Origin of the sequence: Kutzneria sp. 744 (assembly GCF_000568255.1) — a bacterium.
Classification (GTDB): domain Bacteria; phylum Actinomycetota; class Actinomycetes; order Mycobacteriales; family Pseudonocardiaceae; genus Kutzneria.
Genome location: NZ_KK037166.1, coordinates 5,651,416 through 5,667,292, shown reverse-complemented (window position 1 = coordinate 5,667,292; position 15,877 = coordinate 5,651,416). Strand labels below are relative to the sequence as shown.

Annotated in this window: 17 protein-coding genes, 3 tRNA genes and 2 pseudogenes; 14 read left to right on the top strand and 8 right to left on the bottom strand. The window is 69.5% G+C overall.

What is annotated here, in order from left to right; all coding sequences use genetic code 11:
* Positions 1-24: 24 nt before the first annotated feature.
* The gene (locus tag KUTG_RS25540; RefSeq protein ID WP_043720223.1) at positions 25-696 is read left to right on the top strand and encodes a dienelactone hydrolase family protein; all 672 of its coding nucleotides are present in this window, start codon (positions 25-27) and stop codon (positions 694-696) included.
* Here KUTG_RS25540 and KUTG_RS25535 read toward each other — a convergent pair whose 3' ends face one another.
* Together KUTG_RS25535 and KUTG_RS25530 are read right to left on the bottom strand one after the other, a co-directional pair.
* The gene (locus KUTG_RS25535; RefSeq protein WP_043720220.1) at positions 697-1,341 is read right to left on the bottom strand and encodes a CoA transferase subunit B; all 645 of its coding nucleotides are present in this window, start codon (positions 1,339-1,341) and stop codon (positions 697-699) included.
* Complete coding sequence (locus KUTG_RS25530) at positions 1,341-2,093, bottom strand: CoA transferase subunit A (RefSeq protein WP_043720217.1); 753 nt, start codon at positions 2,091-2,093, stop codon at positions 1,341-1,343. The genes KUTG_RS25535 and KUTG_RS25530 overlap by 1 nt, the downstream gene beginning before the upstream one ends.
* Before the next feature lie 192 nt (positions 2,094-2,285).
* On the opposite strand from KUTG_RS25530, the gene KUTG_RS25525 reads away from it, so the two are divergent.
* Both KUTG_RS25525 and KUTG_RS25520 read left to right on the top strand, forming a co-directional pair.
* Positions 2,286-2,374 (top strand) — tRNA-Ser (locus tag KUTG_RS25525).
* Between the two features lie 35 nt (positions 2,375-2,409).
* A tRNA-Arg gene (locus KUTG_RS25520) sits at positions 2,410-2,482 on the top strand.
* Between the two features lie 304 nt (positions 2,483-2,786).
* On the opposite strand, the gene KUTG_RS25515 is transcribed toward KUTG_RS25520, so the two are convergent.
* Positions 2,787-3,239, bottom strand: coding sequence for an Lrp/AsnC family transcriptional regulator (locus KUTG_RS25515; protein ID WP_232241485.1), 453 nt, complete (start codon positions 3,237-3,239; stop codon positions 2,787-2,789).
* A gap of 99 nt (positions 3,240-3,338) precedes the next feature.
* On the opposite strand from KUTG_RS25515, the gene KUTG_RS25510 reads away from it, so the two are divergent.
* The 3 genes and pseudogenes from KUTG_RS25510 (at position 3,339) to KUTG_RS25505 (ending at position 5,229) form a co-directional block, all read left to right on the top strand.
* Complete coding sequence (locus tag KUTG_RS25510; RefSeq protein WP_043720209.1) at positions 3,339-3,716, top strand: rhodanese-like domain-containing protein; 378 nt, start codon at positions 3,339-3,341, stop codon at positions 3,714-3,716.
* Positions 3,717-3,734: 18 nt separating this feature from the next.
* Positions 3,735-3,968 (top strand): annotated as a pseudogene (locus tag KUTG_RS65330) (aromatic amino acid lyase); the annotation flags it as partial.
* 61 nt (positions 3,969-4,029) lie between these two features.
* Entirely contained in the window at positions 4,030-5,229 is a 1,200-nt protein-coding gene (locus KUTG_RS25505; protein WP_063753564.1) for an aromatic amino acid ammonia-lyase, read from the top strand.
* Here the strand turns inward: KUTG_RS25505 and KUTG_RS25500 are convergent.
* Complete coding sequence (locus tag KUTG_RS25500) at positions 5,210-5,896, bottom strand: GntR family transcriptional regulator (RefSeq protein ID WP_043720204.1); 687 nt, start codon at positions 5,894-5,896, stop codon at positions 5,210-5,212. The genes KUTG_RS25505 and KUTG_RS25500 overlap by 20 nt on opposite strands.
* 179 nt (positions 5,897-6,075) lie before the next feature.
* On the opposite strand from KUTG_RS25500, the gene KUTG_RS25495 reads away from it, so the two are divergent.
* The 3 genes from KUTG_RS25495 to KUTG_RS25485 are packed head-to-tail and all read left to right on the top strand — an operon-like array spanning position 6,076 to position 8,445.
* A complete protein-coding gene (locus KUTG_RS25495; RefSeq protein WP_043720202.1) occupies positions 6,076-6,381 on the top strand; it encodes a hypothetical protein in 306 nt (101 codons plus the stop codon).
* 10 nt (positions 6,382-6,391) lie between these two features.
* Positions 6,392-7,534, top strand: a complete 1,143-nt coding sequence (locus tag KUTG_RS25490; protein ID WP_043730611.1) for an NAD(P)/FAD-dependent oxidoreductase — start codon at positions 6,392-6,394, stop codon at positions 7,532-7,534.
* Entirely contained in the window at positions 7,534-8,445 is a 912-nt protein-coding gene (locus KUTG_RS25485) for a LysR family transcriptional regulator (RefSeq protein WP_043720201.1), read from the top strand. Before KUTG_RS25490 ends, KUTG_RS25485 begins: the two co-directional genes overlap by 1 nt.
* Positions 8,446-8,457: 12 nt before the next feature.
* Here the strand turns inward: KUTG_RS25485 and coaA are convergent, their stop codons facing one another.
* Complete coding sequence (gene coaA / locus KUTG_RS25480; protein WP_043730609.1) at positions 8,458-9,384, bottom strand: type I pantothenate kinase; 927 nt, start codon at positions 9,382-9,384, stop codon at positions 8,458-8,460.
* A gap of 558 nt (positions 9,385-9,942) precedes the next feature.
* On the opposite strand from coaA, the gene KUTG_RS25475 reads away from it, so the two are divergent.
* Both KUTG_RS25475 and KUTG_RS25470 read left to right on the top strand, forming a co-directional pair.
* The gene (locus KUTG_RS25475) at positions 9,943-11,292 is read left to right on the top strand and encodes a thioester domain-containing protein (protein WP_043720198.1); all 1,350 of its coding nucleotides are present in this window, start codon (positions 9,943-9,945) and stop codon (positions 11,290-11,292) included.
* Between the two features lie 109 nt (positions 11,293-11,401).
* Positions 11,402-12,034: a putative glycolipid-binding domain-containing protein gene (locus KUTG_RS25470; RefSeq protein WP_052395402.1), complete on the top strand. Its 633-nt coding sequence runs from the start codon at positions 11,402-11,404 to the stop codon at positions 12,032-12,034.
* Here KUTG_RS25470 and KUTG_RS25465 read toward each other — a convergent pair.
* Positions 12,035-13,009, bottom strand: a pseudogene (locus KUTG_RS25465) (prephenate dehydrogenase).
* Between the two features lie 40 nt (positions 13,010-13,049).
* Positions 13,050-14,288, bottom strand: coding sequence for a M20 metallopeptidase family protein (locus KUTG_RS25460; protein ID WP_043720195.1), 1,239 nt, complete (start codon positions 14,286-14,288; stop codon positions 13,050-13,052).
* A 102-nt stretch (positions 14,289-14,390) separates the two neighbouring features.
* Between KUTG_RS25460 and KUTG_RS25455 the strand changes: the two genes are divergently transcribed.
* The 3 genes from KUTG_RS25455 (at position 14,391) to KUTG_RS25445 (ending at position 15,454) form a co-directional block, all read left to right on the top strand.
* A complete protein-coding gene (locus KUTG_RS25455; protein ID WP_043720193.1) occupies positions 14,391-14,879 on the top strand; it encodes a tRNA adenosine deaminase-associated protein in 489 nt (162 codons plus the stop codon).
* Complete coding sequence (locus KUTG_RS25450; protein WP_043720189.1) at positions 14,866-15,321, top strand: nucleoside deaminase; 456 nt, start codon at positions 14,866-14,868, stop codon at positions 15,319-15,321. The genes KUTG_RS25455 and KUTG_RS25450 overlap by 14 nt, the downstream gene beginning before the upstream one ends.
* Before the next feature lie 48 nt (positions 15,322-15,369).
* Positions 15,370-15,454: transfer RNA gene (locus KUTG_RS25445), tRNA-Ser, on the top strand.
* Positions 15,455-15,507: 53 nt separating this feature from the next.
* On the opposite strand, the gene KUTG_RS25440 is transcribed toward KUTG_RS25445, so the two are convergent.
* Positions 15,508-15,810, bottom strand: coding sequence for a hypothetical protein (locus tag KUTG_RS25440; RefSeq protein WP_157494764.1), 303 nt, complete (start codon positions 15,808-15,810; stop codon positions 15,508-15,510).
* Positions 15,811-15,877: the final 67 nt, after the last annotated feature.

Sequence of the window (15,877 nt, the reverse complement as noted above, 5' to 3'; positions counted from 1 at the left end):
ACCCCGGCGTGGTTGGGTGGCGAGATGACGGAAACCAGGACCGAAAACCTGCCGTTGACCGACGGCCGCGAGCTGCGCGTGACAGCCGCGGAACCGGAGGGTGCAGCGCGGGGCGGTCTGGTGCTGCTTCACGAGGCCCGCGGGGTCACCGACACGGTCCGGCTGCTGGCCGGATCGCTGGCGGCCGAAGGCTGGCTCGTGGTGGCGCCGCACCTCTACCCGGACGCCGAGTCGGACGACGGCCAGGTTCCGCAGCTGCCGGTCGAATCCGTGCTCGCGGACATCGACGTGGCCTGCGTGTGGCTCGCCGAGCGGGGCATCACCCCCGACCGGACCGGTGTCATCGGCTTCGATCTCGGTGGCGCCGCCGCCCTGATCGTGGCGACCAGGCGCGCCATCGGCGCGGCGGTCAGCGTGTCCGCCCGCGGCGTCATCACGCCGCTGTCGGACGGATTGCCCTCGCTCGTCGAGGTCGCGCACGAACTGAGCTGCCCGTGGCTCGGCCTCTACGGCGAGCAGGACGAGCAGGTCAGCGCCGAGGAGGTCGACAAGCTGCGCGACGCCGCGGCCTCGGCCGACGTGGCGACCGACGTGGTTCGGGTCGCCCAGGCCAACCACCGCTTCGACACCGACCCGAAGGCCAGTGCCGAAGCGTGGCAGCGCACTCTCAACTGGTTCGACTCACACCTGCGGTGATCAGGCGACCCCGGCGGCCACCGAGATCTCCGGCTCGGTGGCCGCTCGGACGTCGTCCACCGACACGCCCGGCGCCAGCTCGACCAGCCGCAGACCGTCCGGCGTGACGTCGAGCACCGCCAGATCCGTGATGATCCGCTGCACCACACCGCGGCCGGTGAACGGCAGCGAGCACTCCTTGAGGATCTTCGGCGAGCCGTCCTTGGCGGTGTGCTCCATGATCACGATCACCCGGCGGGCCCCGTGCACCAGGTCCATCGCCCCGCCCATGCCCTTGATCAGCTTGCCCGGGATCGCCCAGTTCGCGAGGTCACCCGAGGCCGACACCTGCATCGCGCCCAGGATCGCCGTGTCGATGTGGCCGCCGCGGATCATGCCGAACGACAGCGCCGAGTCGAAGAAGGCGGCGCCCGGCAGCGTCGTCACCGTCTCCTTGCCCGCGTTGATCAGATCCGGATCCACCGCGTCGTCCGTCGGGTACGGGCCGGTGCCCAGAATGCCGTTCTCGCTGTGCAGCACCACCGTCACGCCCTCGGGCAGGTAGTTCGGCACCAGCGTCGGCAGGCCGATACCCAGGTTCACGTACTGGCCGTCCTGGAGCTCACGCGCGGCCCGGGCGGCGATCTCCTGCCTGCTCCACCCCATCACTGGGCCTCCCTCACGGTACGGCGCTCGATCCGCTTCTCGTTGTCCGTCACCAGCACCACGCGCTGCACGAAAATGCCTGGTAGGTGCACGTGCTCCGGGTCCAGCTCGCCCGGCTCCACCAGCTGTTCCACCTCGGCCACCGTGACCTTGCCGGCCATCGCGCACAACGGGTTGAAGTTCATCGCCGACTTGTCGAAGACCAGATTCCCGTGCCGATCGCCCTTCGCCGCCCGAACCAGCGCGAAGTCAGTGGTGATCGCCTCTTCCAGCACGTAATCCCGGCCGCCGAACGCGCGCGTCTCCTTCGGCGGCGACGCCACCGCCACCCCGCCGTCCGCGCTGTACCGCCAGGGCAGGCCGCCCTCCGCGATCTGCGTGCCGCCACCCGCCGGCGTGAAGAACGCCGGGATGCCGCAGCCACCCGCCCGCAGCCGCTCCGCCAGCGTGCCCTGCGGAACCAGCTCCACCTCCAGCTCCCCCGACAGGTACTGGCGGGCGAATTCCTTGTTCTCACCCACGTACGAGGAGGTCATCCGCGATATCCGGCGGTCGTGGAGCAGGACGCCGAGGCCCCAGTCGTCCACGCCGCAGTTGTTGGACACGACCTTCAGATCATCGACCCCGAGGGCGTGTACCGCCCTGATCAGATCGCTGGGAATCCCACACAACCCGAATCCGCCGACGGCGAGGGTCGCCCCCGCCGGCAGATCACTGACCGCGTCAGCCGCGGACGGCCGAACCTTGTCCATTGTCACTCCCCGCCACGCCGATGTGGACCCGTTCACGCTAGTGACCGCGCGCCACGGGCGTCCACCTCCGACCGGACGTGGCCCGCGCCACACCCCTCAGGCCGTCCGCGCAGGTCACACCCCCTCTGACCCCCCGTTTTGGTGCCTGCGCCCCGAGTGTGTAGTCTTATCGACGGTAGCCGAGGGCTCCGGGGAGGCTTCGCCTAGTCTGGTCTATGGCGCCGCACTGCTAATGCGGTTTGGGTTCACCCCCATCCCGGGTTCAAATCCCGGAGCCTCCGCAACATCCTGCTCTGCTAGGATGACAACTGAACAAGCGCCCGTAGCTCAACGGATAGAGCATCTGACTACGGATCAGAAGGTTAGGGGTTCGAATCCCTTCGGGCGCACGCGCAAGAGTGGGAGAGGCCTGTCGGCGGAAAACGCCGACAGGCCTCTTGCTTTGTGTTTTGTGGGGCTCTCGCCCCACACCCCAAGCCAGGGCGGGCTTCGCCCCCCTGGCCCCCTTCGGGCTCGCTTCGCGTCGCCCTTGCTCGGCTGCGCCATCGGGCTCGCGCTCGGCTGCGCCATCGGGATGTCTCTTGACGTTGTTGTGTCGGCGAGTTGCTTGTGCTCTGGCCGTCTTCCTCTTTTCGTCTGCTCTCTTGGCTTTGGGTCCCTTGCTTCTTTGGGTTTTCGTTCTGTTCGTAGCGGTTAGATGCCGGGGTTCTGGGACAGGGGACGGCGGGGCAGTGGGCTGGAATAGACGATGGTGGTGGTTACGGGGCCGAGGGTGGAGATGCGGCCGGTGACCTCCTCCAGGTGGCGCATGGAGCGGGCGAGGACCTTGAGGACGAAGCAGTCCTCGCCGGTGACGTGATGGGCCTCGACGACCTCGGGGGTGGAGTCGACGAGGGCGTGGAAGGGCCGGTAGTTGTTGGTGGGGTAGCGAAGGCGGACGAAGGCCATGATCGACAGGCCGAGGCGGTCGGGGTCGAGGACGGCGGAGTAGCCGGTGATGACGCCGGACTCCTCGAGGCGGCGGACGCGCTCGGTGACGGCGCTGGGGGACATGGAGACGGCGCGGGCGAGCTCGGCGTAGGAGGCGCGGCCGTCGGCCTGGAGCGCCTCCAGGATGCGCCAGTCGGTGGAGTCGAGGGAATCCATGGTCACGAAGCGAGAGTGCCATGGAAAGGCTGGCGGGACAGCCGGAAGGCCGTGGATCATGGGTTCAGCGAAGGCGGGCCTCGAAATAGCGTCAGTGGCATGAACTTCTTCGAGATGCGGCTGGCCTTCCAGACGGACGTGAGTGACGTGCAGAAGGCGCTGAGCAGTGGGGAGCCGGGGTTCGTGCTGGTCGACACCCGGAGCGCGCAGGCGTGGGGGCAAGGGCGGATCCCGGGGGCGGTGCGGCTGGAAGACGCGGACCTGAGGCTGGATGTGCCGGTGGTGACGTACTGCTGGGGACCGGGATGCAACGGGGCCACGAAGGCGGCGGCGAAGCTGGCCGCCGAGGGGTTCCAGGTGCGGGAGATGATCGGCGGCATCGAGTACTGGATCAGGGAGGGCTTTCCGGTGCGCACGGACGCGGGTGAGGAGCTGAGGAAACCCGATCCGCTCACGGCACTGGACTGCGGTTGTTGAGGAGTTAACCTTCGGAACGTGGCAGTTGTGCTCGACGGCAAGTCGTTGACGTGTGCGGAGGTGATCGCGGTCGCCGTCCGCGGCGAACCGGTGAGCATCGACCCGACAGCACGGGAGTGGGTGAAACGGGCGGCGGACCTGGCGCAGGAGGTCACGGGCCGCCGGCCGGTCTACGGCCGCACCACGGGTGTGGGCGCCAACCGCATGGTGAGCGTGGAGGAGCAGGAGGTCGCGGCGTTCGGCCGCCGCCTGCTCCGCAGCCACGCGGGAGGCACGGGTCCGCTGATCCCGGAGACGGAGGCGCGGGCGATGAATGATCGTCCGCGCCAACCAGATCCTCGCCGGTCACTCCGGGGTGTCGGAACACGTGCTGGACGCGGTGGTGCTGGCCCTCAACGCGCGCTGCTACCCGCAGGTGCACTCGATCGGCGCGATCGGCACGGGCGACCTGACGGCGTTGGCGGAGCTGGCGTTGACGCTGCTCGGCGAACAGCCCTGGATGGGCCCGCACCCGTTGCCCCCGATCGACTTCGCGACGTCGGACGCGCTGGCGTTCCTGTCCAGCAATGCCCTGACGATCGGCCAGGCGGTGCTGGCCTCGGGCCAGCTGTCGGCGCTGCTGGACCAGACGTGCACGACGGCGGCGCTCTCGCTGCTCGCGGTGGACGGCTCGGTGGAGCCGTTCGCCGAGGTCGTGCACCAGTCGAGGCCGCACCACGGCAGCCAGCTGGTGGCGCGCCGCATCCGTGACCTGCTGGGCGAGATCACGCACACGCCGGCGCGCGTGCAGGATCCGTTCGGCCTGCGGTGTTTCCCGCAGGTCCACGGGGAGGCGGCAGACGGCCTGCTGGCGCTGGAGCAGGTGCTCACCGTGGAGATCAACGCCGGCGCGGAGAACCCGCTGGTGTCGGTGCTCGACGGCGACGTCTTCCACCACGGCGGATTCCACAGCATCACGCTCAGCCTGGCCCTGGACAAGGCGCGGCTGTCGGCCCTCCAGACGGCGCAGCTGTCGGTGAGCCGGCTGGCGATGCTGTGCGAGCCGAACTACACGGGCCTGCGGCCCTTCGCGGCCGATGAGGCCAGCGGCAGCTCGGGCCTGATGGTCATCGAGTACACGGCGGCGGCATCGCTGGCAAGCTTCCGGTCGATGGCGATGCCCGCGGTGCTCGGCCACGCCACGCTGTCCCGCGGCGTCGAGGAGCACGCCAGCTTCTCGGCCCAGTCGGCGCGGATGACCGGCGAAGTGGTGCCGCACTTCGTGATCGTGCTGGCATGTGAGCTGATCGCGAGCGCGCGCGTGCTGCGGATGCGGCAGATGCACCCGAACAACAGCGTCGAGCTGCGTGCCGCGTTCGACAACGCGGTGGCCGTGCTGCCGACGGAGACCGTGGACCGGCCGCTGACCGTGGATCTGATGACGGCCAGCGCCCTGCTCACCGGCGAGCACCTGGAGATGCCCGATCAGCTCCGGCGCGTCACGGACAAGCGCGTCACAGATAAGCCTGCCTGAGCTGCCGTTCGGCGTCGTCCAGGTACTCGGCGAGCATCTGTTCGGCCCGCTCCCGGCCCTCCTCGGCCAGCGCGACCAGGATCTCCCGGTTGCGCTTGATGTACGGCTCGTGGAACCGCTGCGGGTCGCCCATCACGTGGAAGACCAGCCGGAGCTCGGCGAGGATGCCGCGCATCATGTCGACGACCCTTGGGCTGCCGGCGAGCTCGCACAGCGCCTGGTGGAACCGCAGGTTGTGGGTGCCGACCGCGGCCCAATCGGACTGCTCGGCCGCCGCGACGGCCTCGTCCACGACCAGGTGCACACGCCGGATGTCCTCGGCGGTCACCTCGGCGTAGCGCAGCGCGCCGCACTCGACGACCTTGCGCAGCCGGTACAGGTCGGTGACGTCGTCCTGGGTCAGGGTGCGTACGAACACGCCGCGGTTCAGCTCGTGCACCAGCAGCCGCTCGTGGGTGAGCAGCCGGAACGCCTCGCGCAGCGTGTTGCGGGAGACGCCGAGCGCGGCGCCGATCGCCTCCTCGGACAGGCGGGTGCCCGGCGGCAGGTCACCCACGGTGATCCTGGTGCGCAGCACGTCGGCGACGCGTTCCGCGGTGCTGACGCGGTCCAGCTGTAGGCGGTCGGCGGCGAGCAGCTCCACCGGTCCGCCGGTCGGATCAGCCACGAGACCCCTTTCGGCGATAACCGTTGAACAATATATTTTCACCGATTCGAGCGTCCAAGCTCCACCCCAGCGTGTGACGCCCTCGGTGCCACAGTGGGATCGGCCGGGCGAGCAGGACATGGGCGGCCGGCGGGGGATGGGCGCCCCGCCTGCCGCCCATGGCAACTACGGTTGGGCTCGTGAAGGAGCAACGCGCCGCGCACCTGTTCGCGCTGCTGATGCTCGTGGTGACGGTCGGGCCGGTGGTGTCGATCTGGCTGTCGGTGATCGCGGCGACCGCGCTGTTCCTGCCGCAGGTGCCGACCAGCTTCACCGGCGGCGGGCTGCGCTCGATCGTCGTGCTGGTGGTGGCGTCGCTGGCCGTGTCGCAGATCCTGGTGCCGGTGCTCCGGTGGGTGCCCGGTCGGCCGTACCCCCGTATCGGCGCTGCGCTGTGTGCGCTAATCGGGTTGTTTGCCGGCGTGCTCGCGGTGATCCTGGCTTAGCGTGAATCACATGACCGAGCGAGCCGAAGTGGTCGTCGTCGGCGGTGGTGTGATGGGGCTGTCGACCGCCTTCCACCTCGCCGAGGCCGGGGTCGACGTGCTGCTGGTGGAACGCGACGAACTCGGCTCCGGCAGCACCTGCCGGGCGGCCGGCGGCGTGCGTGCCCAGTTCTCCGACCCGGCCAACATCGAGCTGGCCCGGCGCTCGCTCACGGCGTTCGAACGATTCCGCGAGCGGCCCGGCACGGAGATCGACCTGCGCCAGCACGGCTACCTGTTCCTGCTCGACGACGAGTCCGACGTGGCCGCCTTCGAGGCCGGCGTCCGGCTCCAGAACGAGCTGGGTGTGCCGAGCCGGATGCTGACCGTCGAGCAGGCGATCGAACTGTCGCCGCTGGTCGTCGGGGACGGGCTGCTCGCGGCGGCGTTCTCGCCGACGGACGGTCACTGCACACCCGAGGCCGTGGTCCAGGGTTACGCCCGTGGCGCCCGGCGGCTCGGCGCTCGGATCCGTCAGCACTGCACGGTCAACGGGATCGAGGTGGTGGACGGCATGATCACCGGTGTTCGGACGACAGAGGGACTTGTCGACACGTCAACAGTGGTCGTGACGGCCGGCGCGTGGTCGGCGACCGTCGGCGAGATGGCCGGAGTGCCGCTGCCGGTCGTGCCGTTGCGGCGGCAGATCATCGTGACGTCCGAAATGCCCGACCTACCGGCGGATCTGCCGATGACCATCGACTTCGGCACGTCGTTCTACTTCCATCCCGAGGGGCCGGGGCTGCTGGTCGGAATGTCCGATCCGGACCAGGAACCGGGTTTCCACCTCAGCACCGACGACGAGTGGCTGCCGGGGCTGGCCGAGGCCGTGCAGCGACGCGCGCCGGGGCTGGCCGATGTCGGCATCGCGCACCGGTGGGCCGGGCTGTACGAGATGAGCCCCGACCGCAACGCCCTGATCGGCGAATCCCGTGACGTCAGCCGGCTGTTGTACGCGACCGGCTTTTCGGGGCACGGCTTCCTTCAGGGGCCGGCCGTCGGCGAGGTGCTGCGGGACCTCGTGCTCGGCGTGCCGCCCGTGGTCGACGTGGACGGGCTGTCCGCCGACCGGTTCGCCAGCAGTTCGGATCGTCCCGAACTGAACTGCGTCTGATGCTGAACCCCATCCATCTGCGCACCCTGACCGAGGCGGTCCGCACCGGCTCGTTCGCCGAGACCGCGCGCCTGCTCGGCTACACGACTTCCGCCGTCTCGCAGCAGATCGCCATGTTGGAACGGGCTGTCGGCGCCCAGCTGTTCGAGCGCTCCGCGCGCAGCGTCCGCCCCACCGCCATCGCCGAGCGGATGGCCCTGTTGAGCCGGGACGCGCTCGCCGCACTGTCCGAACTGGAGCGTGAGGTGCGGGCCCTCACCCGCGGCGACGCCGGCACCTTGCGGCTGGCCAGCTTCGCCACCGCCAACGCCCGGATCATGGCCTCCACATTGGCCGCCATCGTCGAACGCCGCCCCGGTGCCGACGTCCTGCTGGACGAGGGCGAGCCTGACGAGGTCCTCGCCGGCGTGCTGGACGGCGACCGTGACGTCGCCGTCGTTTTCGGCTACGACCTCGATCCCCGGACGTGGCCCCGGGAGCTCGTCGCCACCCCGCTGCTGTCCGAGCCGCTCGTTCTCGTCACCGCGCCCGGCCATCGGCTGGCCACTCGCGGCGACGCGTCCCTTGTGGAGGTCGCCGACGAGCGCTGGATCTGCACCCGCAGCGACACTGCCGGCTCCAAGTCCCTGGAACGCCTCTGCGCCGCCGCTGGCTTCGTCCCACGCATCACCTTGCGCAGCAACGACTACGGCGTCGTCTGCTCCCTCGTCCGGCGCGGCCTCGGCGTCGCCGTCGTGCCCCGCCTGGCCCTCGGCATCGACACCGGCCTCGGCGTCCTGCGCATCGCCGACTCCGACGTCTTCCGCCGCATCCTCGCCCTGCACCGCCCCAGCAACACCAACCCGTTGCTCCCCATCGTCCTGGACGCCCTCCGCGCCCAGTGCGCCGCCATCGCCCAGCGCTGGGCCTGAGTTGTCGTCGGGCTAGAGCTTCTTCATCCGGACGCGGCTGATGGAGTGGTCGGCTTCCTTGCGCAGCACCAGGGTCGCCCGGCCGCGGGTGGGCCGGATGTTGTTGACCAGGTTGGGCTCGTTGATCTCCTGCCAGATCTGCGTCGCCCGGGCCACGGCCTGCTCGTCGGTCAGCGAGGCGTAGCGGTGGAAGTACGAGGCGGGGTTGGCGAAGGCGGTGTCGCGGAGCTTGAGGAAGCGGCTGACGTACCACTGCTGGATGCAGTCGGTGCGGGCGTCGACGTAGAGGGAGAAGTCGAACAGGTCGGACACGGCGAGGCGGGCGCCGGGCTGGAGCACGTTGAGGCCCTCGACGATGAGGATGTCGGGCTTGCGCACCAGTTGCCGGGTTCCGGGCACGATGTCGTAGCTGAGGTGGGAGTAGACGGGCGCCTCGACCTCGGGCGCGCCGGCCTTGACGTCGGCGACGAAGCGCACGAGGGCCCGGCGGTCGTAGCTCTCGGGGAAACCCTTGCGTGTCATCAGGCCCCGCCGCTCCAGCTCGGCGTTGGGCAGCAGGAAGCCGTCGGTGGTGATGAGGTCGACCCGAGGATGGTCGCTCCACCGGGCCAGCAGCGCCTGGAGAATGCGGGCGGTGGTGGACTTGCCGACGGCGACGCTGCCGGCGACGCCGATGATGAAAGGCACCTTTTCGGACGGTTCGCCCAGGAACGTCGTGGTGGCGGCGTGCAGCCGCTGGCGGGCGGCGACCTGGAGGTTGATCAGCCGTGACAGCGGCAGGTAGATGTCGGCGACCTCGTCGAGCGACACCCGGTCGCCGAGACCCTGCAGGCGATGCAGCTCGTCCGAGGTCAGGCTCATCGGCGTGGCCGCGCGCAGCTCACGCCAGTGTTCGCGCCCCAGCTCCACGTACGGGGTCAGATCGCGCGCTCGCGTCACGTCCACAGTGTCCCCGCCGGTCCCGGTTTCGTTCACCCCCGCGACACGTGATGTTGACGACGCTGAGCAGGTGACCGTTTGACACGAACGGAGTAGCGTGGAGATCAAGTTGTCTCCGTTGGATAACGATCTCATCGCGAGATCCCTGCTGGTTCATGACCGCGTAATCGTTTGCGTCGATGTGACCAGCGGAAACGTCGGCCTGTGGATAACTTGAGCGATCCGCGATTCACGGACCCGGTCGACGATTTTGGTGACGCAGGGTGATAACCGAGTTCAACTCGGCTAGTCGATCTTCGTGTCGTGTCACGGTCTTCTGACGTTTCCGCAGGTCAAGTCGTATGCGGTGGCCGGTGCGCGAGAGGGGTCACTCATTCGAGTAGCGTGTCGCCGCGTTCCATACAGGACTTTCACCGAGCGCGGCGCAAATCGCCCGTTCGGACTATGTGTCACGAGCCTGGACGCGTCCTTTTGGGTGAGTGGACGCTCGGAACGTGACATTGCAGGGCAGGTCAGTGGTCGGGGACCCGCGCTAGCAGGCAGTCAAAGAGGAGAGTCATGGCAAACCGGTTCCACCCGGGTCGCATCGCCGCCGCTGTGCTCGGCGCCTCGATCGCGCTCATGTCGGCCGCGCCGCTGGCGTTCGCTGCGGACAGCGCCGCCCCGCAGGACGGCACGTCGTCCGTCACCGCCACCCCGGTCAACGGCGGGCCGCGCGGTGTCGACGTCGAGCTGAAGAGCGACAAGCAGCAGTCGACGCCGGAACAGACCGCCTTGATCAAGCTGAGGATCGACGGCGTCAAGGACCCGGTCCTGACCTACTGCATCGGCCTCACGCTGAACCTCAACGGCGAGAAGATGCACGAGGTCGACTGGGACAAGTACCCGAACCCCAGCGTGGACTTCGACAAGAACAAGTCGCAGATCAACTGGGTGCTGCACAACTCGTACCCGACGATGAGCCTGGCCGACCTGGGCAAGGCCGCGGGCATCCAGGGGCTGACCGAGGCCGAGGCCATCGGCGCCACCCAGTCCGCCATCTGGCACTACAGCGACGGCATCGACCTGGTGGGCGCCAAGAGCTCGGACCAGAAGCACCCGTACCCGCAGAAGGTCGTCCAGGACGTGGACAAGCTGTACCACTTCCTGACCGACAAGAACCCGGGTCTCAACCAGCCCAAGCCGACGCTGAACATCGTGTCGACCGATGCCAAGCAGAACGGCAACCTGGTCGGGCCGTTCGTCATCAAGAGCACCGCGACCGGCGACCTGAAGCTGGACACCAGCAAGTTCCCCAAGGGCGTCACGCTGACGGATGCCAAGGGCAACCCGGTCACCTCGGTCAAGGACGGCGACAGCGTCTTCGTCAAGGTCGCTGACGGCACCCCGGCCGGCAACACCACGTTCAGCGTCTCCACCGAGGCCACGCTCGACCTCGGCCGCATCTTCGTCGGTGTCAACGACAACCCCGACAAGTGCAAGGACGGCAGCAAGGACCAGAAGCGCTGCACGCAGCCGCTGATCGTCGCGCAGGCCAGCAAGGTGACCGTCTCGGCCGAAGCGCCGGCCTCGTGGACCACTCCCACGACGCCGACCACGACCACGACGACCACCACGACCACGAAGCCGACGACCACGACGACCACCACGCAGCCGTGTGTGCCGTCCACGTCGACGACGACCGTGACCACCACGACGAGCAACGGTGGCACCACCAGCAGCAGCCCCACCACCACCTCGATGCCGCCGTCGTGCACCACGCCGACCCCGACCACCACAGCCGACACCAACCAGCTCGCCTACACCGGAGCCTCGGTCATCGGCCCGGTGATCGCCGCGATCGTGCTGATCGGCGCGGGTATCGGCGCGCTGTTCTTCGTGCGTCGCCGTAAGGCCAACCACAGCTGACACCAGCTGCTTCGCTGAGCCATGTGGGGCCTCCCGTGCGAACGGGAGGCCCCACTGTCGTTTCGGTTAGGTACGCTCCGTTGTCGACCCTGACCTCGAAAGGTGGACTGTGAACGTCCCCAACGCGACTGAGCCCGCACAGTCCGACAGCACGCCCCGTGCCGGTCGCCGGCCGGTGATGGTGACGTGGGAGGGCCTGACCGGCCCCCGCCTCGAGTCGGCCCGGCTGGTGTTGTCGGAGAACCGGATCAAAGGCAGCGGGCGGGTCGTCGCCGCCGCCATCGAGGGCAACGAGGCCTACAACGCCTCCTTCGAGCTCTCCGTCGGTGAGGACGGCGTGGTGAGCCGGCTGCTGCTGCGCAGCGCCACCGCCGAGGAGGAGCGCACCATGTCGCTCAGCCGCACCGAGGACGGCATGTGGATCATCGACCGCGGCCGCGGTGCCGAGCGCCGTGACTTCGAGGGCGCACTCGACGTCAACCTGCAGAGCAGCGTCCTGTTCAACGCCCTGCCGGTGCGCCGCCTCGGCCTGCACCGCGAAGCCGGCGAGCACGAGCTGCCCGTCGTGTGGGTGTCGTTGCCGGACCTCTCGGTCAGCCTCGTCCACGAGCGCTACCGCACCGTCTCCGTGGACGACAGCGGCAGCGTCGTCGCGTTCGACCGCGGCGACGCCTCGGTCGAGCTCAGCGTCGACCCCAACGGCCTCGTGGTCGAATACCCCGGTCTCGCCCGTCGGGTCTGATCAGAGCATCTGGACGATGGCCACCGTGCCGTCGAGGGCGGTCAGTCGGCCGCCCTTGTTGCCGAGGTCGCGCAGGTTGGTGAGGGCGTCCCGAGCCTCCAGGTCGACCTTGACGGCGTGACGAGCGCCGGAGCGGTGCTGTTCGAGCTCCCGGCGGGCCAGGTGGCCGGCGTTGACGGTGGCGGCGAGGCCGCCGGTGGAGGCGAGGGAGCCGCGGGCGGCGCCGAGGCGGCCGAGGGCGTCGTCGACGGCGTCGAGGAGAGCGGCCCGGTTGCCCTCGCACATGGCCTGCACGAGCTCGGGGCGGCTGCCGGCGACGCGGGTGCCGTCGCCTGAATTTTGCGGCCAGGGCTAGCGACAGCGGCCCTCCCGAGGCGCCGACGCTGGCGAGCACGGCCGCCAGCATGCGGCAAGGTGGGAGATGCGGGCGACGGTTTTTTCATGGGCGGACGCCGATGCCGGCACGACGTGGGCGCCGCAGGCCAGGGCGAGCTGCACGACCTCGAGCCACACCTCCTGGTCGCTGTCGTCCTCCGTGGTGACGACCCAGGCGGCATCCCGGAACAGCTCGGCTGAGCCGGCTGTCCACCCCGACCGCGACGTGCCGGCCATGGGATGCCCGCCGACGTACCGTGCGTAAGGGTTGATCTTGCGCACGGCCTCCGACACCGCCCCCTTGACGCTGATGACGTCGGTGAGCCGACATCCGGGCGCGTAGGCGGAGACCGACCGCAGCACGTCGGCCAGCGCGGTCAGCGGCACGGCGAGCACGATGAGGGCGTCTTCCTCATCGGCTCGGCGCAGCGCGTCGTCGACGCTGTCCTCGACTGTGAAGCCGGCCGCGCGCGCGGCATCGGCGTCCGTGGTGGACGCGGTGGTACCCCAGGTCGCCCGGCCGGCAGCGCTGGCGGCGCGCATGACGGACCCGCCGATCAGTCCCAACCCGATCACACAAACAGGCAGCACGTGCCCCATCCTGCCGCCACGGGCGAACCTGGCGAAACCACCCCGGGTGTTAACGCAGCGCGTCGAGTGCGAAAGCGGCGTACATCGCCACCCCGTGCTCCATCGCGGCCTCGTCGAACAGCACCCGGTTGGAGTGGTTCGGGGCCGCCCCGTCCAGCGCGGTCGACGGCGGGCAGGCGCCGAGGAATGCCATCGCGCCGGGAATCTGCCTGGTCACGTACGAGAAGTCCTCCGCGCCCATCATCGGTTCGTCCATCGGCTCGCTGTAGCGCTGCCCGAGCACGGAGCCGGCCAGGCCGAGCACGGTGGCGGCGACCTCGGCGTCGTTCACAGTGATGGGATAGCCCCGTTCGAGCTGGAACGTCGCCGAGCAGCCGTAGGCCGCCGCGGTGTGCTCGCAGATGCGCTTGGCCTCCGTGTGCACCGCGGTGCGGGTGGTCTCGGAGAACGTCCGGATGGTGCCCTCCAGCTCGGCCAACTCCGGGATGATGTTGGTGGAGGTGCCGGCGGCGATCTTGGCCACGGTGAGCACGGCCGGCTCGGTCGTGGCGACCCGGTGCGTGATCATCGTCTGCAGCGCGCCCACCATCGCCGCCGCGGCCGGCACCGGGTCCAGCGCCTTGTGCGGCTGCGAGGCGTGACCGCCGCGGCCGATCACCCGCACCCGGAACACGTCGGCCGCGGCCATGATCGGGCCGGGCCGGCTGGTGATCACGCCCGATCGCACCGTCGACGTGATGTGCAGGGCGAACGCCTTGTTGGCGAGCAGGCCGGACGCGCCGAGCACGCCCTCGTCGATCATGTGCTTGGCCCCGTGGTGGCCTTCCTCGCCGGGCTGGAACATGAAGACCACATGCCCGTTGAGGGCCTCCTTGCGGGCGCACAGCAGCCGTGCGGCCGAGGCCAGCATCGCCACGTGCGTGTCGTGGCCACACGCGTGCATCGTCCCGTGCACCTCGGACGCGAAGGCGCAGCTGGTCTGCTCCGTCAGGGGCAGCGCGTCCATGTCGGCCCGGAGCAACACCGTCGGGCCCGGGCGGGCGCCGTGCAGCACGGCCACGACCGAGTCCGTCGACTGGCCGGTGGTGATCTCCAACGGCAGACCCTCCAGCGCGTGCAGCACCGCCGCCTGCGTCAGTGGAAGCCTCAGTCCCAGCTCAGGCCGCTTGTGGACCTGTCGGCGCAGCGCCACCGTGCGTGGCTGGAGCGCGCGGGCAGCCTCGATGAGACCAGCGAGCCTGGGGTCACCTGACTGGGTGGTAGCTGGGCGTGCCGCTGAAGTGGTCATCCAGCCATGTTCCCACCGGAACCACCGTCCGGCCGATCTGTGCGGGGCCGGCTTGGGGGATAGTGCTTCCGGGTGACCGGCCCGTACGCATACGGTGTGCACATGTCGGTGCACGAGCCGGTCGGTGGTTTCGGTGTCGCCGTCGTCCGCGAGGACGGCAAATGGCGCTGCAGCTCGCTCGACCTGGCCACTTTGAACGAGCTCGACGCCGCCATCACCGCGCTGCGCAAGATCAGGTCGACCGGTGCGCTGTTCGGCATGCTCAACATCGACGACGAGTTCTTCGTGCTGCTCCGGCCCAGCCCCGGCGGCGTGTCCCTGCTGCTGTCCGACGCCGCCGCCGCGCTGGACTACGACATCGCCGCCGACGTGCTCGACCTGCTGCGCGTCGAGCCGCCGGACGACGAGGACGACGGCCTCTGGCCCGAGGGCGACCTGGCCATCCTCGCCGACCTCGGCCTGCCCGACGGCGAGCTCCAGGTGATCGTCGACGAGGTCGACCTCTACCCCGACGAGCAGTTGCAGATGATCGCCCAGCGCTGCGGCTTCAACTCCGAGTTCGACGCCATCATCGACCGTGTCCAGCAGTGACGAGGAGCTGGTCCGGGCCGCCATCCGGGCCGCCCGCTCCGCCGGCGACGATATCCCCATAGGGGCCGTCGTCGTCGACCGTGACGGCCGCGAGCTCGCCTCCGCCAGCAACGCCCGTGAGCGCCTCGGCGACCCCACCGCCCATGCCGAGATCCTCGCCCTCCGCGCCGCCGCCACCGTCCTCGGCGACGGCTGGCGCCTTGAGGGCTGCACCCTCGCCGTGACCGTCGAGCCCTGCACCATGTGCGCCGGCGCCCTCGTCCTGGCCCGCGTCTCCCGCCTCGTCTTCGGCGCCTGGGAGCCCAAGACCGGCGCCGTCGGCTCCCTCTGGGACGTCGTCCGCGACCGCCGCCTCAACCACCGCCCCGAGGTCCGCGGCGGCGTCCTCGAACCCGACTGCGCCGCCCTCCTCGACTCCTTCTTCGCTGCTCACCGCCCGTGACCAACCCCAGCTGACAACCGCCATCGGGCGTCCTGTAATGTTCTTACCGGTGGCGTGTCCGAGCGGCCGAAGGAGCACGCCTCGAAAGCGTGTGAGGGGCAACCCTCCGTGGGTTCAAATCCCACCGCCACCGCTGCGCAGAGCCCCGGCAACCGAGTCTGGTTGCCGGGGCTCTGTCGTTTCGTCTCAGTTTCTGTTGCAGTTGCCCGTCAGACGGCCGACACGGGGACCCAGCGGCACCGTCTTCGTATGTCGGCAAGCGGGGGAGTTGTTGGGGGTGGCGACGACTACGGCGTCTGGGGTGGCGGACCAGGTGGCGAAGTCGCCGACGAAGGTGTCCGTCACGGCATAAGAACCATTACCGGCGGACAAAGCGACGGGGAGGGTGTTCCAGCCGGGGCCGTCGGTGAGTGCGAAATCGGTGCTGCCGTCGCCGTTGCAGTCGGCGGCGGCCGCATCGGTGACGGTGGAGACCCGATGCGGCGCCAAGCCGGCCAAGGAGTCACGGCGCGAACAATCCGCCACTTCCCCGCCGAATCTGCCGGCGAACGGAGGG